The 16377-nt window shown below is 50.8% G+C and carries 18 protein-coding genes; 7 read left to right on the forward strand and 11 right to left on the reverse strand.

Going from position 1 to position 16377, the window contains the following annotated elements; all coding sequences use genetic code 11:
• Positions 1 to 111: 111 nt before the first annotated feature.
• On the reverse strand, positions 112 to 750 hold the full coding sequence (locus tag ABD931_RS08860) for a 3-keto-disaccharide hydrolase (protein WP_345266105.1): 639 nt from the start codon (positions 748 to 750) through the stop codon (positions 112 to 114).
• A gap of 245 nt (positions 751 to 995) precedes the next feature.
• Here ABD931_RS08860 and ABD931_RS08865 point away from each other — a divergent pair, with 245 nt between their 5' ends.
• Both ABD931_RS08865 and ABD931_RS08870 read left to right on the forward strand, forming a co-directional pair.
• Positions 996 to 1415: a LytR/AlgR family response regulator transcription factor gene (locus ABD931_RS08865; RefSeq protein ID WP_345266107.1), complete on the forward strand. Its 420-nt coding sequence runs from the start codon at positions 996 to 998 to the stop codon at positions 1413 to 1415.
• 376 nt (positions 1416 to 1791) lie between these two features.
• Positions 1792 to 3066: a hypothetical protein gene (locus ABD931_RS08870; RefSeq protein ID WP_345266109.1), complete on the forward strand. Its 1275-nt coding sequence runs from the start codon at positions 1792 to 1794 to the stop codon at positions 3064 to 3066.
• A 96-nt stretch (positions 3067 to 3162) separates the two neighbouring features.
• On the opposite strand, the gene ABD931_RS08875 is transcribed toward ABD931_RS08870, so the two are convergent.
• The 4 genes from ABD931_RS08875 to ABD931_RS08890 all read right to left on the reverse strand — a co-directional run bounded on the left by ABD931_RS08875 (position 3163) and on the right by ABD931_RS08890 (position 5719).
• Positions 3163 to 3585 carry a LytTR family DNA-binding domain-containing protein gene (locus ABD931_RS08875; RefSeq protein ID WP_345266111.1) on the reverse strand — a complete coding sequence of 141 codons (423 nt, stop codon included), beginning with the start codon at positions 3583 to 3585 and terminating at the stop codon, positions 3163 to 3165.
• A gap of 175 nt (positions 3586 to 3760) precedes the next feature.
• Positions 3761 to 4024, reverse strand: coding sequence for an NADPH-dependent FMN reductase family protein (locus ABD931_RS08880; protein ID WP_440590442.1), 264 nt, complete (start codon positions 4022 to 4024; stop codon positions 3761 to 3763).
• 128 nt (positions 4025 to 4152) lie between these two features.
• A complete protein-coding gene (locus ABD931_RS08885) occupies positions 4153 to 4635 on the reverse strand; it encodes a nuclear transport factor 2 family protein (RefSeq protein WP_370469317.1) in 483 nt (160 codons plus the stop codon).
• 97 nt (positions 4636 to 4732) lie between these two features.
• Positions 4733 to 5719, reverse strand: coding sequence for an aldo/keto reductase (locus ABD931_RS08890; protein WP_345266117.1), 987 nt, complete (start codon positions 5717 to 5719; stop codon positions 4733 to 4735).
• Between the two features lie 337 nt (positions 5720 to 6056).
• On the opposite strand from ABD931_RS08890, the gene ABD931_RS08895 reads away from it, so the two are divergent.
• The gene (locus ABD931_RS08895; protein WP_345266119.1) at positions 6057 to 6782 is read left to right on the forward strand and encodes a carboxymuconolactone decarboxylase family protein; all 726 of its coding nucleotides are present in this window, start codon (positions 6057 to 6059) and stop codon (positions 6780 to 6782) included.
• Positions 6783 to 6829: 47 nt separating this feature from the next.
• Positions 6830 to 7324 carry a cupin domain-containing protein gene (locus tag ABD931_RS08900; protein WP_345266121.1) on the forward strand — a complete coding sequence of 165 codons (495 nt, stop codon included), beginning with the start codon at positions 6830 to 6832 and terminating at the stop codon, positions 7322 to 7324.
• Between the two features lie 423 nt (positions 7325 to 7747).
• Here the strand turns inward: ABD931_RS08900 and ABD931_RS08905 are convergent, their stop codons facing one another.
• The 5 genes from ABD931_RS08905 to ABD931_RS08925 form a co-directional block, all read right to left on the reverse strand.
• Positions 7748 to 8815 carry an alpha/beta fold hydrolase gene (locus ABD931_RS08905; RefSeq protein WP_345266123.1) on the reverse strand — a complete coding sequence of 356 codons (1068 nt, stop codon included), beginning with the start codon at positions 8813 to 8815 and terminating at the stop codon, positions 7748 to 7750.
• 241 nt (positions 8816 to 9056) lie between these two features.
• Positions 9057 to 9590, reverse strand: a complete 534-nt coding sequence (locus tag ABD931_RS08910) for a dihydrofolate reductase family protein (RefSeq protein WP_345266125.1) — start codon at positions 9588 to 9590, stop codon at positions 9057 to 9059.
• A 70-nt stretch (positions 9591 to 9660) separates the two neighbouring features.
• On the reverse strand, positions 9661 to 10128 hold the full coding sequence (locus tag ABD931_RS08915) for a helix-turn-helix domain-containing protein (RefSeq protein ID WP_345266127.1): 468 nt from the start codon (positions 10126 to 10128) through the stop codon (positions 9661 to 9663).
• The gene (locus ABD931_RS08920; protein ID WP_345266129.1) at positions 10097 to 10525 is read right to left on the reverse strand and encodes a DUF6597 domain-containing transcriptional factor; all 429 of its coding nucleotides are present in this window, start codon (positions 10523 to 10525) and stop codon (positions 10097 to 10099) included. Before ABD931_RS08920 ends, ABD931_RS08915 begins: the two co-directional genes overlap by 32 nt.
• A gap of 241 nt (positions 10526 to 10766) precedes the next feature.
• A complete protein-coding gene (locus ABD931_RS08925; protein WP_345266131.1) occupies positions 10767 to 11027 on the reverse strand; it encodes a carboxylesterase family protein in 261 nt (86 codons plus the stop codon).
• A gap of 77 nt (positions 11028 to 11104) precedes the next feature.
• On the opposite strand from ABD931_RS08925, the gene ABD931_RS08930 reads away from it, so the two are divergent.
• The 3 genes from ABD931_RS08930 (at position 11105) to ABD931_RS08940 (ending at position 14890) form a co-directional block, all read left to right on the forward strand.
• On the forward strand, positions 11105 to 12028 hold the full coding sequence (locus tag ABD931_RS08930; RefSeq protein ID WP_345266133.1) for a helix-turn-helix domain-containing protein: 924 nt from the start codon (positions 11105 to 11107) through the stop codon (positions 12026 to 12028).
• Positions 12029 to 12116: 88 nt separating this feature from the next.
• Positions 12117 to 12587: a (2Fe-2S)-binding protein gene (locus ABD931_RS08935; RefSeq protein ID WP_345266135.1), complete on the forward strand. Its 471-nt coding sequence runs from the start codon at positions 12117 to 12119 to the stop codon at positions 12585 to 12587.
• A gap of 50 nt (positions 12588 to 12637) precedes the next feature.
• Positions 12638 to 14890 (forward strand): xanthine dehydrogenase family protein molybdopterin-binding subunit, encoded by a 2253-nt coding sequence (locus ABD931_RS08940; RefSeq protein WP_345266137.1) that lies wholly within the window; start codon positions 12638 to 12640, stop codon positions 14888 to 14890.
• A 323-nt stretch (positions 14891 to 15213) separates the two neighbouring features.
• On the opposite strand, the gene ABD931_RS08945 is transcribed toward ABD931_RS08940, so the two are convergent.
• Entirely contained in the window at positions 15214 to 16377 is a 1164-nt protein-coding gene (locus tag ABD931_RS08945; protein ID WP_345266139.1) for a glycoside hydrolase family 26 protein, read from the reverse strand.

The following is a 16377-nucleotide window of genomic DNA, read 5'->3' on the forward strand; positions in this document are numbered from 1 at the left end:
GGTAATTTCCGGGTGTAATCCGTCACAAATGGGGGGCCAAACGACAGTGGGCAGTAGGCAGTAACGGAGCCCGCGCTTTCCCCTTCAGGACTGCGCACTTGCTTACTAAAACTACGGTAACTCCTCAATTGTAATATCCTTGTAGTAAATCTGCACCTTGCCTCCGCCGTGGATTTGCAGGCCAATCAGACCGGTCTGGGGAATGGTTTCGTCGGGTTCGGTGTAGTCTACGGTCTGGCGGCCATTCAGGTACAGCCGGATCCGACGGTTTTCGGCCCGGATTTCGTAATCGTTCCAGTCATTCCGCTTCAGAATTCTGGTAACCAGCGCCGAGTCGGGCTGGATCAGGGTTTTATTACGACGGGACTCATCGTATAAGCTAGCCCAGTATTTATCGCCGAGGTCGGCCTGGTAGCCGATCATCTCATGAGCCGGATCGGTCAGCCGCCGGCTGCGAAACTGCACACCCCCATTGATAAAGCCTTCGGTGCCGAGCAGCTTAAACTTCAGGCGGAGGATAAAGTTGCCATACCGGGCTTTTGTCGTCAGGAAATCATTACGGGGCTGAACTTTGGTCAATGAACCGGCTACCAGCGCGCCATCGTCAATGCGCCAGGTATTTACGGTATCGCCTTCCCAGCCCCGGAAGGTTTTGCCGTCGAACAGCCGGACGGGTTTATAAGCGTAATGAGCCGCAACGCTTATCAGCGCCACGGCCAGAAGGACCGGGTACAAAGCAGGAGATTTCATGGCTTGGGTTAAAGGCAGTTATCTGAAACGCAAAAGTAGTTGTCGCGTTGAACTTACTGCAAAAAGGCTGGGGAAGCCAGGGGTACGTGTTTAGGGGCATACACGGTTTGAGCCGCTTTTCTACCAGTTCAGTGCCTTGTATGTACGGATGAAGGGAATCCCGCTGGTGTTAGGGGGAGGAGTTCGCTACTTTTAACCTATCAATCACACACCACACTACTACAACCTTACATATTCTTTGTCTCATGGAAGCCAATCGTCTGCATCAGTCCTCTACCTCAGCGGTTCGTCCTTCGTTTCCGGCCGGTTACCAGCTGGGAAGCCACCGGATTGCCATTCCTCACCTCAACCGCACCATCATGGTGTCTGTTGACGATATTGTAAATCTGGAGGCTGAGAGCAACTATGCGTATGTGTTCACCCGCGACGGGAAGCGGTACCTGGTTTCCAAGACGCTGAAAGAACTGGAGCAGGTGCTGGACGAGACTATGTTCGTGCGGATTCATAAGTCGTACACCATCAACCTGGCGTATGTGCGGGGGGGGCTGTTCAACCGGGATCGGATCCTGCAACTGGCCGACGGCCGGGAGGTGCCCATCTCGCGCCGGCGCATGAAGGAGATTACCGATTTGCTGTACCGGTATACCCAGAAGTTTGTCAATTAATACGGGGTTCCGCCTGTCAGGGCTGCCGGATGACGACATGATAGTTAAACGCTGGTCGACATTGTCTCAGGTACCATATTGGCTTGCGTATATGGATAGACGTTCAAATAAAACAACTGATTATCACTCCGGGAGAGCCACCCCAAAAATAGATTCACACGAATTGAATTTTATATGATTTTATTCGGTTAACTTAGTACCCTGGAGTGGCAAAGTGTATTTCTCACGTAACAGACGGAACTTATTTATGAGCTGGCACAAAAGGCCGTTGGGTTTGGCTACCCCCGCTGCCTTTGACGATTTGTCTCAGAGTTAAGCTACGGCTTATTGTTGAGGGGCCGGCTGCTCCTTTGTACCATAACCGTAAGCATAACCTATGAATGTAGCGTTTCGGATGCCCCTGGAGCAGGCGCGTCTGATAGGTAGTCAACAAACAAGCCCCACCGGCTGTACTAAAGAGGAAGCAGAGCAGGCAAACCTGGCGTTTGATGCTTCCGTTAAACAATTTCTCCGCGACTGGATTGATCACGGCACGGCACTGTCGCACTTGCCGGACCCTGAGAGCGATGTAGATGAATTTATTGAGCAGGGTGCTCTGCGGTGTTTTTTCAAACATCGCGAAGATGCATTTCAGCAGTTACTCGATCAGGAGGCCATCGCCCGTCACCTGCTGCGTCCTATCACCGACGTATTTTTTGATTCCGATGCGTATGAGCCGCTGCTGGCCCGCTACGAACGGCGTATCTATAATCTGGCCGCGCACCGCCGGCACCTGGAGGTTCCGTTTCGGTACAGCCCGCCTAGCCGGCAGGAGGCAGATGGCGACACCATCGACTATTCGGCGATGCCCGCTGATCAGGTACGGGAAGACATTGGCATGTACTTCGGTACCCGGCGCTCCGACGAAACAGCGCTGACTATTATGGGGGGCAAACTTCGGCAGGAAGCCTGGCCGTATACCCATCTGCCCATTCATGTAGTTACGGAAGGGTACATGGAAGAGTCGCTGCGGGCGGTAAAAATGGCTACCGGGCATTTGCAGGAAAAAGAGGACTTCCGGTTGCACTGCTTCCTTATTCATCGGCGGCATGCCGCCGATGATCGGCATTTGGGTGCCGCCCTGCTGCTGATGAATCCGAAAGAGCCAAACCAACCTCATCGGGTTATTTTCTGCGATACGCTAAACCCAGGTGGTATTCCGCCGTGGTGGCATAAGTTCAAGCATAAACTGGATACGGTATTTCCGCAACCCGAAGGGTACGCGCCTGTCTCGGATCGGCTGGAAGACGGCGGAGTGAACCTGCAGCGCCTGCACGACGGCGTACCCGTTCGTCACCAGGACATCGATTGCGCCTTCTATTCGTTCTCTATGGTGCGGGCGCTGATTGGCGTAGCGAAGTTGGCACCGCATGTTATTCTGCACGGACCGGCAGAGAAAATCGTGGGTATGATGACTGCCCGGATGCCGGAATATTTTGTCTTGCCCAACCAGCCGCGAGATCCGGTACTGGTGCGGGAAGAGAATGTGTGGCTCCGGTGGAATACGGGCCGGGAAGCGCTGAAAAACCTGAAGCGCAAACCGGCGGTTGAGGTCCCCATGCCGCAGATGGTTGTAGAAACGACCCCGCAGGCTATAGAACTACCAGCCTGATCTATACATAAGCTTTACGATAGTATCGTTTTAAAACCAAACCGGCCAGGCGCTCACGTCTGGCCGGTTTGGTTTTAAAGAGAAAAGTCCCTTCAATTAGCTAACCGCAACGGTTTGCATATACCGGAACAGCAGGTCGGTGATGTCTTTCAGGCGCCGGCGCGAGATGGGCACCTCCCGGCCGTCGGCCAGTTGCAGGATCCGATCCCGGTTGAACAGCCCCCCCCGCACATACGCCAGGTTGATGGTGTACGACTTATGAATCCGCACGAACATGGTCTCGTCCAGCACCTGCTCCAGTTCTTTCAGCGTCTTGGAAACCAGGTACCGCTTCCCGTCGCGGGTGAACAGAAAGGTGTAATTACCTTCTGCTTCCAGACAGACTACATCATCAACGTATACCATAATGGTACGGTTCAGAAAAGGCAGCGCGAGCCGTTGAGTTCCCCGCTGGTAACCGGCCGGAAACGAAGGGCGAACCGATGCGGGAACAGGCTGAGGCAGACGATTGGCTTCCATAAGACAATAGTATATAATGAGTGTGTTTTTGGTACGTTTGGTAGATTAAAGTTATCTGTCTACTCGTACGGCCACCAATCTATTCTGCTCCATCCGTAGATATATGTCATTGAAGTGGTAGAAACTAAGCCTAAAGCGTATATCGGGTTAACATCTTTGAAAAAATAATGTATGATTATAAATTAATATTGATAATCTGGCTTTGCAGGCCCCACGTTGGGAAACCTACAAAAATTACATCATATGCTTTGATGTTGTCAATCCTGGTTTTTAGCGGGGGCAGGAAGCCCGTTTCGTTTTCCCGCGCTACCTGCTCAACGGTAGCGCGGGAATTTTCCGGGTAGGGCATTACCAGCTCAAGGGCAACCAAAGTGCCTCTCACGTGCTTATGAATGAATTCGGCAATGGCCTTCATATTGTTCGTGCGCGACAAATACACGATCAGGATTTTGCCGGGGTCTGCCGGAGAGGTTTCTGTAGCTTTGGTATCCTCTATCCGGGCTGAGGAGCAGGCTGAGACCAGAAGGCCAGCCGGATATGCATCATGGAACCGGTTAGTTTCTGCTACTAATGCTTAATCGTATGGGTGTCCCGTACGCTGCTAAAGGTCAGGGCTAACAATTTCCAGTCGTTCCCTTGTTTTTTAAAGGTTTCGGTGACGGTAAATTCAGTCACGACGTCATTGCCCCGAACCACCGCCGTCAGCGTAATGCGGCTCCAAAGGACGGCAACGTCGTCAACGATCTCTACCGCCACATCGTGGACATCCGCTTTCTTGTACCAGATGCTTCCGGTTTTAATGATGTCGAGTTCCTCGGCCTTTTTCCAGGTGCCACTCATATGGACAAACTTTGATTTATCGTGAAAGAGAGGAGCCAGCTTGTCCACATTCTTGTCGGCCATCCACTGCCATTTTTCTTTGGAGAGATTGATGATTTCCTGCTCGGCTTTCGTGGGGTTGGCCTTAGCTGTGCCTGCGTTGGGATTCTGAGCGAAGGATGCCCCCATTCCTGGCAGCAGGAAACATAAACCGAGAATGAATACGTTTATCAATGCGTTCATTTTTGTTCTGAGTTAAAAGTTGATGTAGTTGATTTTTCTTACCCGCGTAATTTACTGATAGTTGAAGCGCTTTCTGTTGGTACTCCTACCGGTCAATCATTTTCTGAGACTGTTCAGAATACCGGTTGCCCTGCACGTCAATTGTCGACAGGGCCTCTGTTATCTCGCTGAGGTCTTCGGCACTAAGCGTAATTCCGGTCGAGCCAAGATTTTCGTCCAGGCGGTGCAATTTTGTGGTACCCGGAATAGGCACAATCCAGGGCTTTTGCGCCAGCAGCCAGGCAAGTGCTATTTGCGCAGCCGTGGCATTTCGTTCGGTTGCCATCCGGCCCAGCAAATCAACCAATGCCTGGTTGGCTTTTCGGTTCACTTCCGAAAAACGAGGCACCGTGTTTCTGAAATCACCTTTGTCGAAAGTGGTCGTCTCGTCAATATTGCCGGTCAGAAACCCTTTGCCCAGCGGACTGAACGGCACAAAGCCAATGCCCAGTTCGTCCAGGGCCGGCAGGATTTCAGCTTCAGGCTCTCGCCACCAGAGCGAGTATTCACTTTGCAGGGCCGTAACCGGCTGCACCGCATGGGCCCGGCGAATGGTTCTGACCCCGGCCTCCGACAAGCCAAAGTGCTTTACCTTTCCCGCCTGAATCAGTTCTTTCACCGTGCCGGCCACGTCTTCAATGGGAACGGCGGGGTCTACGCGGTGCTGATACAGCAGATCGATGACCTCTACCCGCAACCGCTTCAACGAACCCTCCACAGCCCGGCAAATGGTTTCCGGTTTGCTGTTTACCCCATTGGCGCTGCCGGCTTCGAGGTTAAAGCCGAACTTGGTGGCAATGACGACCTGATCCCGAAACGGCTCCAGGGCCTCGCCCAGCAGTTCTTCGTTGGTAAAGGGGCCGTAGACCTCTGCCGTATCAAAGAAGGTGACGCCCCGGTCAACGGCCGCCTGGATCAGTTTGATAGCCTCGCCTTTCTCCGTAGCGGCTCCATACCCAAAGCTCAGGCCCATACAACCCAAACCAAGGGCTGATACCTCCAGGCCGCTTTTACCTAATGTTCGCTTTTGCATGATAAGTCGATAGATAGATAATTAAAACGCCTGTTAAAAAGCCGGTTTTCGCCCGGCCATGCTCAAATGGTTGGGGCGAGGTGGTCAAAGAAGCTGTTCGTCTTCATGTCCGGCACAGCACAAAGGTCTCTGTATTTTTTGGCGTGGAGCGTAGATAGATTACTGATTTCTCTACCAATATTACAGGTTAATGGATGGCTCCTCAAAAGGGAACATGCTCAAATCAGTAATAGTGGTAGAACAATCCGTAATCTGTATACCGTACCGGCAATTAATTGGGTAGACCTTTACAAGGAAAAAGAAAGGTAGTCACACCTTAATGCTTACCACGACACCCATGCGTATCTGTTTCGTTAGTCTGATCCTCGGCTGGTTTTTAGGTGTTCACCAGCTTTATGCGCAAAACCAGATGCATCAACCAACAACCCTGTCGCCCAGGCAGCAAAGCATTGTCGTCATGTCAGCCCTTACCGCCAAAGGAAACCTGCAAAAACTGCCGGTGGCCCTGAACGCCGGCCTGGAGGCTGGTCTGACCGTCAACGAAATCAAGGAAGTGCTGGTCCACCTGTATGCGTATGCCGGCTTTCCCCGCAGTATCCGTGGCTTACAGACGTTGATGGCGGTGCTGGACGAGCGGCAGAAAAAAGGAATTACCGATAAAATGGGCCCGGAAGCCTCGCCGATTACCAGTAACCAGCCTAAGTACGAGCGCGGCAAAAAAGTCCTCGAACAGCTGACCGGCCAACCGGAAACCGGACCGAAGCGGGGGTACTCGGCTTTCAGTCCGGAGATCGAGATTTTTCTGAAAGAACACCTGTTTGCCGATATTTTTGAGCGTGACGTGCTCAGCTATGCCGACCGGGAACTGACCACCGTTTCGGTGCTGACCAGCCTCGGGGGAGTCGAGCCGATGCTGCAAAGTCATCTGGGCATCAGTTTGCGCGTGGGGCTGACAGAACCGCAACTAAGCCAGGCGCTGTCGCTGATTGAGACGGCTATCGGCAAAGCAGAGGCCGATGCCGGGCGGGCGGTTCTGAAGCAGGTCGCAGCCTCCAGACGGTAGGTCGACGGGAATAAACAGAAAGATTAACCATTTAAACGAAGAACCTCATGCAAAACAAAGCCATAGCGGTAGCGGCTTCTGCTTTACAGGTTGTCCTGGTCAGTGTAGCCACCAGCGCCCAAACCCCAGCAAAACCCGTGACGGACTCCGGCGCTATTTTTCCAAAAGGCCGGCGGGCACCGGCTGCCAATTTTACCGGCACCGTCTGGGTGCAGCAACTAATTGAGGCAGACAGTGCCTTCAACATTCCGGTGGGTTATGTAACCTTCGAGCCGGGTGCCCGCTCACACTGGCATAGCCACGCAGGGGGACAGGTGCTGCTGGCGATGGGAGGTATCGGTTACTATCAGGAACGGGGCAAGCTCATTCAAATCCTGCGGAAAGGCGATGTGGTAAAATGTCCGCCGAACGTACCGCACTGGCACGGCGCTTCCCCAACAGAAGCGTTTATGCAGGTGGCCATAACGCCCAACACCGCAAGAGGGCGGGTAACCTGGATGCAGCCGGTAACCGATGCCGAGTATACCAACGTAACGAAGTGAGGCTTTTAGCGATTAGCCAGGTGTTGAGGAACACCCCACCTGCTTATCTGACAACGTTCAGGTATCGCTGCAGGCAGAAGATTTTATAACGTCCTGCCCGGTACTACGGCTTGGTTGTGGTTTGTTGATGAAGATAACAACTAAAAGCCTGGCATTATTCGTCCAGCCGATGACTACTGCTGCGTAGCGAACTGAAGCCACTTGCTCCAACGTCGAGCCCCGCTTTGCAGCAATACCCTTGTTGGCGGTAGTCCCCCGGCTCAAACTACTTTATTCGCCCCCGACCATCTTACACAACCACGCCAAATCGAAAAAAGTCTGCACATTTTATTGGTCTTACAATGATGTATTAAATTTTCGCGGTACCATATTCGCTCCCCGCATTCAGAAAAATTTCTTAGCTGTGATGGGAAATACTTGATTTTAATTCCTGATCGATTTAAAAAAATTGTCCAAGGCATCTAATGCCGCCTTCGGCTGGTCTAACCAAAACATATGTCCGGCGTCAGGTATCCAAACCATTTTTGCATTGGGCATATTATAGATGTACTGCTTTATGGCTTCCTTTGACACAATGGTTTGCTCACCTTCGATTACGACGGTTGGCACTTGTATCTGTTTCAGCATAGGCCGAAAATTACCCACGGGTCCCCAAGCATATTTCCATGCGATATCTACATTCCTCAAAGCCTTTGGCGAATAAGTATGAATGGTGCCCCTTGCCCTGTCTAAATGCGAAGGGTCAATGACAGCGTACGGCAGTTGCAATGAATCATAGGTTTTCCATACGGCCTGAATCTGATCATCTTTGGCAACATACCATAAGCTATCCACTACCTTTGTTTTTAGAGCAACCTCAGGGCCTAACACGGATTTAATTTTGGCCCACCGTTCCGCCCTGTCTTGTGGTGTCGTCCACATGGGACTTATGAGTGCCATTCGTTCTACATGATTTGGGTATTTGTAGGCGTAGAAACTACTTACTCCTGATCCCCATGAAAGGCCGATGAGGGATAACTTACTGATGCCAAAAAACCGTCGCAAAGCTTCTAAATCATCCACATAACTGTCGATGCCGAGCTTTGTAGTGTCCCGCACCAGTTCAGATCGTGCTACACCCCGCTGATCAAACGCAATAAAGGTGTATCCTCTCTCTGCAATTACCTCCATATCAAGGGCGCCGTCTTCAATGCCTATTGGGCCGCCATGAACAAAGACAATTGTGTCCTTTCCCGAACCTACAATCCTGTAAAAAAGCTGTACGCCATCCTTCCCGGGAAAATACCCTTGCTTCAATTGCAGCTTACCCGGTGCCGGTGGTAATGGTGCTTGTTGCGGTGGCAAAGACGTTGGTAGGGCCGGTGACGGTGGGGATGGCGAAAGCTGCATTCCTGTTGATACCTTTCTTGTAGTGCAGCAAGAAAGAATAAGAAGAATTGGAACGACAACTGAAAAACTGACAGAACGTTTGATTGAAAGGAAGTTGCTCATACAGCTGCTTATTTATACGTTAATAAACCATGGAAAGAATAAGAAAGTGAGATTATCCTAAAATTCTAATTATTGCTTTAAAGTTGATTGAGTTGATTACCGCCAACGGTTCGGGTATTGCCGAAGGCGGGGAATTAGAACACTTTAGTTCGGTTAAAGTAAAAAAGTTGATAGAAGTACACAAGTTCAATTTTAACACTTCAGCCCCGCTCTTGCAAAGCCGATGTTGGCGGTTCGTTGTTTATTTTTTCCGCTTGTAATGCAATTGTGCTAATCCTGTATCAAATGTTTTAGCTTCGATAAATTCAAATATTTGCTCAGGTCTTCCATCTTTAAAAAGTCTTGTTCCATTGCCTAATAAAACTGGTATAACCGAAATTATTAGCTCGTCTATTAAATCGTATTTCAATAGTTCATTTATTACTTCTGCACCGCCGTCACAATAAATATTTTTTCCTTTTTCAGACTTTAGTCGTTTGACCAATTCAGTTATGTTTCCTGTATAGAAAATTGTTCTGCCTATTTGTGGTCTTTCAGTTCTTGTAATAACATAAACATCTCGTTTTCCGTTGTCGTAATGAGATGAGCCGATTTCTTTAAGCACATAATCATAGGTTCTTCTACCAATAATTAATGTGTCAATCGTGTCTGTAAATTCTGCATAACCATAGTCTTCGCCTTCCTTTTCAACAAGTTTCAAGAAACTAAGATCGTCATTTGGTTTTGCAATGTAGCCATCTAAACTTGTTGCAATGAAAAGTGATATTTTTCGCATCTGTTTTAAATTTAATGTTCCGCAAAATTACTTTCCAACAACCAGTTGCACTTTGTAAAAATGCGACAAATTAAAGTAATGATGGTGAAAGCCCAGTATTTCGCTTGATTTCATTGCTAAGATGCGAATGGTCGTAATAGCCACATTCAAAGGCAATATCTAATAAGCTACTGTTTTGATTTGATTTTTTGATTAAACTCAAAGCCTTCTGAAAACGAATGATGTTTGAATATTCTTTTGGTGATAGTCCAATCAACCTTTTGAAATTTCGCTCCAATTGTCTTACCGTTGTGAAATGTCTTTTTGAAAGTTCGTAAATACTAATTTGTCCGTTTGTTGAATGTATATCATTAATAACGGATTGTAATCGATTGGTTTTGGTTTTTATTCTTTCGAAATAAAAATGGTCAAAATAATTGAATGGATTTTCAAATATTTTATCAACATTAAATGAATTAGATTGGGTGCATTTCAAATTGTCGCAACCAGAGGCTTTCCTACTAGTATTAGTATGGATAATTCGGTCTTTGAGCATCATATCGCATAAATGGCAGTTTCACCATGCGACAATTTGAAATGCACCCATTAGATTTTTCAAATTCAACAGTGTCGTTGGTCAGCTCATTTTGTGAAGTATAGCTATAAAAATTTGCAAAAGTTGCAGGTTTTAGACACACACCTATTAGATGTGTATCGTTATCAATAAAGCTGTCTTTAAATGAAGTCATTGCGCCAACTACATACGTTTTCCCAAACTCCATTATAGCCGAGCCGTTGTCAGTCAAACAAGTATCTCCCAAATTCATTACAATACCGGCACAGCCATCTGGAAAAACCCGTTCCCATTGTCTTTCAACTTCGTTTCCTTTCAGTTCCCAATAGAAATGAATATAGGGTTCTAATTCTTTATAAGGTTTTATCTTTTTGTACTTCATTGGTTTCTGAGGTGTCGTTCGTTACAATGACCGCCAACTTGTAAATAGACGCAACTGTGTTGCGTCAATACAAACCCAAACGCTGTATTGACGCAATATAACCGTTCCAGACCGGACAGTCAATAGACGTGTTGGTGCGGAGAAGCGGAGGCCTTTCTTGACTTACCGCAAACCGGAGAAAGACAATGGGACCCCAGGTAGGCATCCTAACGGACAGGGCAGCGGGTTAGCCGCAACGACCTTAATTTGACCTTGTCGCCGTGGCAGCTTTCTCCATCACGTCCAGTCTGGCTTTCCTCGGATCGGGAACACTACCGGCCGAGCCGTCCTGGCGAAACTCGAAGACCTCCCCTTTTTTGGGATCGTAAACCGGCCATGCAGGTAGTCCCTTGCCATTGGGGTCACCCGTCTTAACGAACTTAGCCCAGTAGGTATTCATCATCCTGGCAACTTCTTTGTCGTTGGGCGAGCATGGTATACAGATTACGGATTGTTCTACCAATATTACTGATTCGGGGAGGAGCGTTCTTAAAGAAGGGAATAAAGCCGTAGTTTTGAGTTAGTTAAAACAGCAGTGATATGGATAGTCTGCGTCGGTTTGAGACCATCAGTGAGTACAACGCCTTTAACAATACGGAAACACGTCACCCCCTGGTGAGTGTGATTGATCTGTCGAAGGCCCATCCACGGCAAGCCTCCAACATGTATTTTGGGTTTTACGTCGTCTTTTTAAAAGAGGTAAAATGCGGTGACCTGCGCTACGGCCGGCATACCTATGACTATCAGGAAGGAACGCTGGTATTCATTGGCCCCGGGCAGGTGATCAGCGTTGACAATACCGGAGAGACGTATCAGCCCAAAGGCTATGCCGTAGTCTTCCATCCGGATCTGATCCATGGCACGGGCCTCGGCCGGCATATTCAGGATTATACGTTCTTCGGCTACCAATCCAACGAGGCCCTGCATTTATCCGAACGGGAAAGAAAGCTTGTGCTGGATTGTTTTTCGAAGATTGACTACGAACTGGAACATGCCGTAGACAAGCACAGTAAACGATTGATCGTCTCCAACATCGAACTGCTGCTGAACTACTGCGTCCGCTTTTACGACCGCCAGTTTATCACCCGTGACAATGTGCATAAAGGTATCATCGAGCGGTTTGAGGGTCTGTTGAACGAATACTTTCAATCCGAGAAACCCCAGACGAACGGCTTGCCTTCGGTAGCGTGGTGTGCCGATCAGTTGAATCTGTCGGCCAATTATTTTGGCGATCTGGTGAAAAAGGAAACCGGCCGTTCCGCTCAGGAGTATATCCAGTCCAAACTGATTGAGGTGGCCAAAGAGAAGGTGTTTGACCCCGGCAAAACCATCAATGAGATCGCCTTTGAACTGGGGTTTAAATACCCGCAGCATTTCAGCCGCCTGTTTAAAGATCGGGTAGGGCAATCGCCCAACGAGTACCGTCGGACCGCCGACGCGACGCTCCATTACAATGACAACTAATGAAGCTTGCCTGTTCGGGGGCAGACCGTGAATGAAAAGCCTAAACTGAATGTTGTAACATACTGACCTTTCTTAAAACCATTATCCGATGGCAAAATACAATCTAAAGATTAACGGGAAAGTCCGGCCGGTAGAGGTGGACCCCGCAACGCCTGTCCTGTGGGTATTGCGCGATCACCTGAATCTGGTGGGCACCAAATACGGCTGCGGCATAGCCCAGTGCGGAGCCTGTACTGTACACCTGAACGGCAATGCCGTTCGTTCCTGCCAGTTGCCTGTTTCGGCGGTTGGCAGTCAGGCTATTACCACCATTGAGGGATTATCCGAAAAGGGAGACCATCCCGTGCAGAAAGCCTGGCTCGAACACGATGTAGCCCAGTGCGGCTACTGCCAGGCCGGCCAGATCATGAGCGCCGTGTCTTTGCTCAAGTCCATGGCAGCGGCCAACCGTTCCGATCCGAGCGACGAGGATATTCAGGCCTTCATGAGCGGCAACATCTGCCGGTGTGGTACCTACACGCGGGTTAGGGCAGCCATCAAAGATGCCGCTCAGCAATAGCCTGTTTTACGCTTGCTCTCCTGCCTCTCTAATCATCAATAGACCCTGACATGGCAAACGCTAAAAACACCTATAACCGCCGTTCCTTCTTAAAGGCTTCCCTGCTGTCGGGCGGGGGCCTGATGCTCAGCGTGAGCTGGTTCTCCAGCGCCAAGGCCGCCGATAAACTGGAGGCTCTGAACCTGCCTCCGCAATGGACCCAGCTCAACGGCTACATCCAGATCACGCCCGATAACGTCATTAAACTCATCTGCCCCAACCCGGAGTTTGGCCAGAACGTGATGACCTCACTGCCCATGATGGTAGCCGAAGAACTGGATGCCGATTGGGCAACCGTAGTCGTTGAGATGGGTCCCCACGACAACACCAAATTAGGCCCTCAGTTTACGGGTGGCAGTAATTCAGTTCGCATGTACTGGAAGCCACTGCGGGAAGCCGGGGCAGCCGCCCGGCAAATGCTGCGCCAGGCTGCCGCTAAAAGCTGGAGTGTGCCTTTGGAAGAGGTGACCACTAAAGCGGGCATGCTCATCCACGAACGAACAATGAAAGTAGCTAAGTATGGCGAGATGGCGGCCAAAGCCGCCGAAGTTCCTGTACCTAAAGATAGTAAGCTTAAAGCGCCGAAGGAGTTTAGTGTTGTCCGCAACTCCAAGAAGAATGTGGAGGGGCTAAAAGTCGTAACCGGTAAACCCCTGTTCGGGCTGGATTACCGGGCCGACGGTATGCTGATTGCCATGATTCAGCATCCGCCCGCCTTTGGCATGAAACTGAAATCGTTCGATGCGTCGCAAACGCTGAAGATGCCGGGCATCAAAGAGGTGTTCAGCCTGAAACTGTACGAAGATGGTTTTGAGCAGGGCGGTTTCGATACCCGGACGTTCAACGATTTGCTGGTGGTGGTAGGCAAAACCACCTGGGAGGTTATGAATGCCCGCAAAAAGCTGATAGCCCAGTGGGAGCCCGCCGGTGATACCAAAGATACCATGGCCGGCCGGGGCGGCAAGCGGGAGGTTGTGGTGCCGGGAGCGCTGGAAAGCACCAGTGCCCAGCTGGAGAAAATGCAGGAATGGGCCAAAAAGCCGGCGCAGGAACTCAGAAAAGACGGCGATCCCGAAACGGCCTTCAAAAATGCGGCTCAGGTGATTGAACGCACCTACACGGCACCGTTTCTGGCCCATAACTGCATGGAGCCGATGAACTTCCTCGCCCATGTCACGGATGAAAAAGCCTTACTGGCGGGTCCCTTGCAGGCACCGGGCTGGGTTGAGCCAACGCTATCGAAACTGCTGAATCTTCCGGCCGACAAGATTGAGATTCAGATGACCCGGATGGGTGGTGGCTTTGGACGACGGGCCTACGGCCAATATGTTTACGAAGCGGCCCTGATTTCCAAAAAAATCAAGGCACCGGTTAAGCTCATCTACACCCGCGAAGATGACATGACCTACGGCATTTACCGCCCCATGTATACGGCAACGTACCGGGCGGCCCTGGATGCCAATAAAAACCTGATTGGTTTTCATGTGAAAGGGGGCGGTATACCCGAGCATCCCATCCATGCCAACCGCTTCCCGGCCGGAGCCGTGGATAACTACCTGGCCGAGGGCTGGCAGATTCCATCCAACATTACCATCGGCGCATTCCGGGCTCCGCGCTCCAACTTCAACGCAGCCGCCGAGCAGTCGTTTCTGGATGAAGTGGCCGAAGCGATGGGTAAAGACCCCATCGAACTGAGGCTGGAACTGCTGAAGAGGGCCAAAGAAAACCCGGTGGGTAAAAACAACGAGTATGATCCTGACCGGTACGCCAGTGTCCTGACGCTGGTCCGCGACAAGTCGAACTGGAACAAGCCGGGCAGTGAAAAGTACAGCCGGGGGGTGGCCGCTTATTTCTGCCATAACTCTTATGCCGCTCATGTGGTAGACATGGTTACCCGCAACGGACAGCCGTATGTGGAGCGGGTATATAGTGCGATGGACTGCGGCATTGTGGTGAACCCCGATGCGGCCAAAAACATAGTCGAGGGCGCGGTGGTTGATGGGATCGGTAACGCCTTTTACGGGGCGCTGACCCACAAAAACGGCGCTGCCGAGCAAACCAACTTCCACAATTACCGCATGATCCGGAATAACGAAGCGCCCCAGAAGATCGAGGTGTACTTTGTGGAGAATGATATTGATCCGACCGGCCTGGGCGAACCGCCTTTCCCGCCGGTGTTCGGGGCGGTGGCCAATGCGCTTTATAAGTCGACCGGCAAGCGGTTTTATAAGCAGCCCTTTGCTGACCAGTTGATCAAATCATAAAGTAGCTAACGCCCGACACAATACATGAGTCATCCCGAATGTTGGCGTACCCAGCCCCGCTAGGGGCATAACATCGGTAGCGGAAGTTATAGCCCTACCAAGCCAAAGTCCCGGATGGGGCGTAACATGCGCATAAGGTCATGTTACGCCCCATCCGGGGCTTGATGCCGAGACGCTACTTGCCGGGTGCTACCGATGTTATGCCCCTAGCGGGGCTGGCGTTGGCGGGATACAGTCCCTAAAGCAAGCATTCAGCACGGCCGATTAGCTCCTAAAAATTCGGGATGATTCATGTTTTTAGGTAGTAGAACAAAGTACAGGCCTCAGAAGAACAGAAACCGCTTCCGGCGGTACATGGCGGGCAGGTCGGCTTCAAACCTGGTATAGGGATCCTGGTAAAACTTCAGAAAGTCGGGGGTGCTGCGGTGGCCGGGGTAGGGTGCGTAGTAGTGCGTAGCGCTCCGTGAATCATTACGCCAGACCAGCACATAGGCAATCTTCAGCTTCTCCGCCTTCAGGGCTTTCAGCAGGGTGTTGGTCCACCAGGTGGTATCGGGTATAGATTCTAAGCCGGTTTCGGTGAAGGCGGCCAGTTTGCCGGTCTTTTCGGCATAGTCCGACACAATTTTCAGCTTCTTAATACCAGCTTCGATATTGTAGCGCCCGTTGCGGCCGAAGTCGGCGTAGTTATCCACCCCCACCATATCCACCCATTCATCTCCCGGATAGCGCTCCAGATAGTCGGCTTCGGTTTGGTAGAGGCAGTCGGGCGAGAAGGTGTAAATGAAATTATGGACATTGAGGCTGTCGCGCAGGTAGCCTACGGTGAAGCGCCAGAGTGAAACAAAGTCTTGGCGGCTGCAGTGCGGCTTTCCCCACCAGAACCAGCCGCCGTCGAACTCGTGGTATGGCCGAAACAGCATCGGCACCCGTTTGCCGTCTTTACCTTTTGTGGTGTTGGCGACATCGGCCACCGTTTGCAGTATCTGTTTATATGCTTCGTGGTGCGAGCCGCCGGGTATCAGGTTGGCTACGGCCGAAACAGTAACGGAATCTTTCCAATAGAAGCCCGTCTGGGGCGTTACCGGATTGGCGAAATGCCAGGCTACCGTTACCACCCCGCCCCGGTCGTAAGTAGCGGCAATGTGCCTGCGCAGCGATTCTTTTGCCCGATCAATAGCTGCCTGCGGGCGACCCGACAGGCCGCTGAAATCAACGCCGATAACAGCCGGGTGCGAGCCGGTGACGGACTTCACATCGGAACGGTCGTTTTCACCAGACCAGCCGTGACCGTATTCGGTTGCGTGCTGATGCCCAAACAAGACAGACTTTTTAGACAGCTTATACAGATTATGATAAAGCGCCTTAGTTTCCGGAGTCGCCTTCGCGTCGATCAGCCGGGGTTTGGGTCTGGCGTAGGCGAGGTTAGTCAGAGACAGCCCCAGCAACAGCGTTCGACCGAATAATGACAAAAAAGAGGAGTGCAT

The organism is Nibrella viscosa, from assembly GCF_039541875.1.
Lineage (GTDB): Bacteria > Bacteroidota > Bacteroidia > Cytophagales > Spirosomataceae > Nibrella > Nibrella viscosa.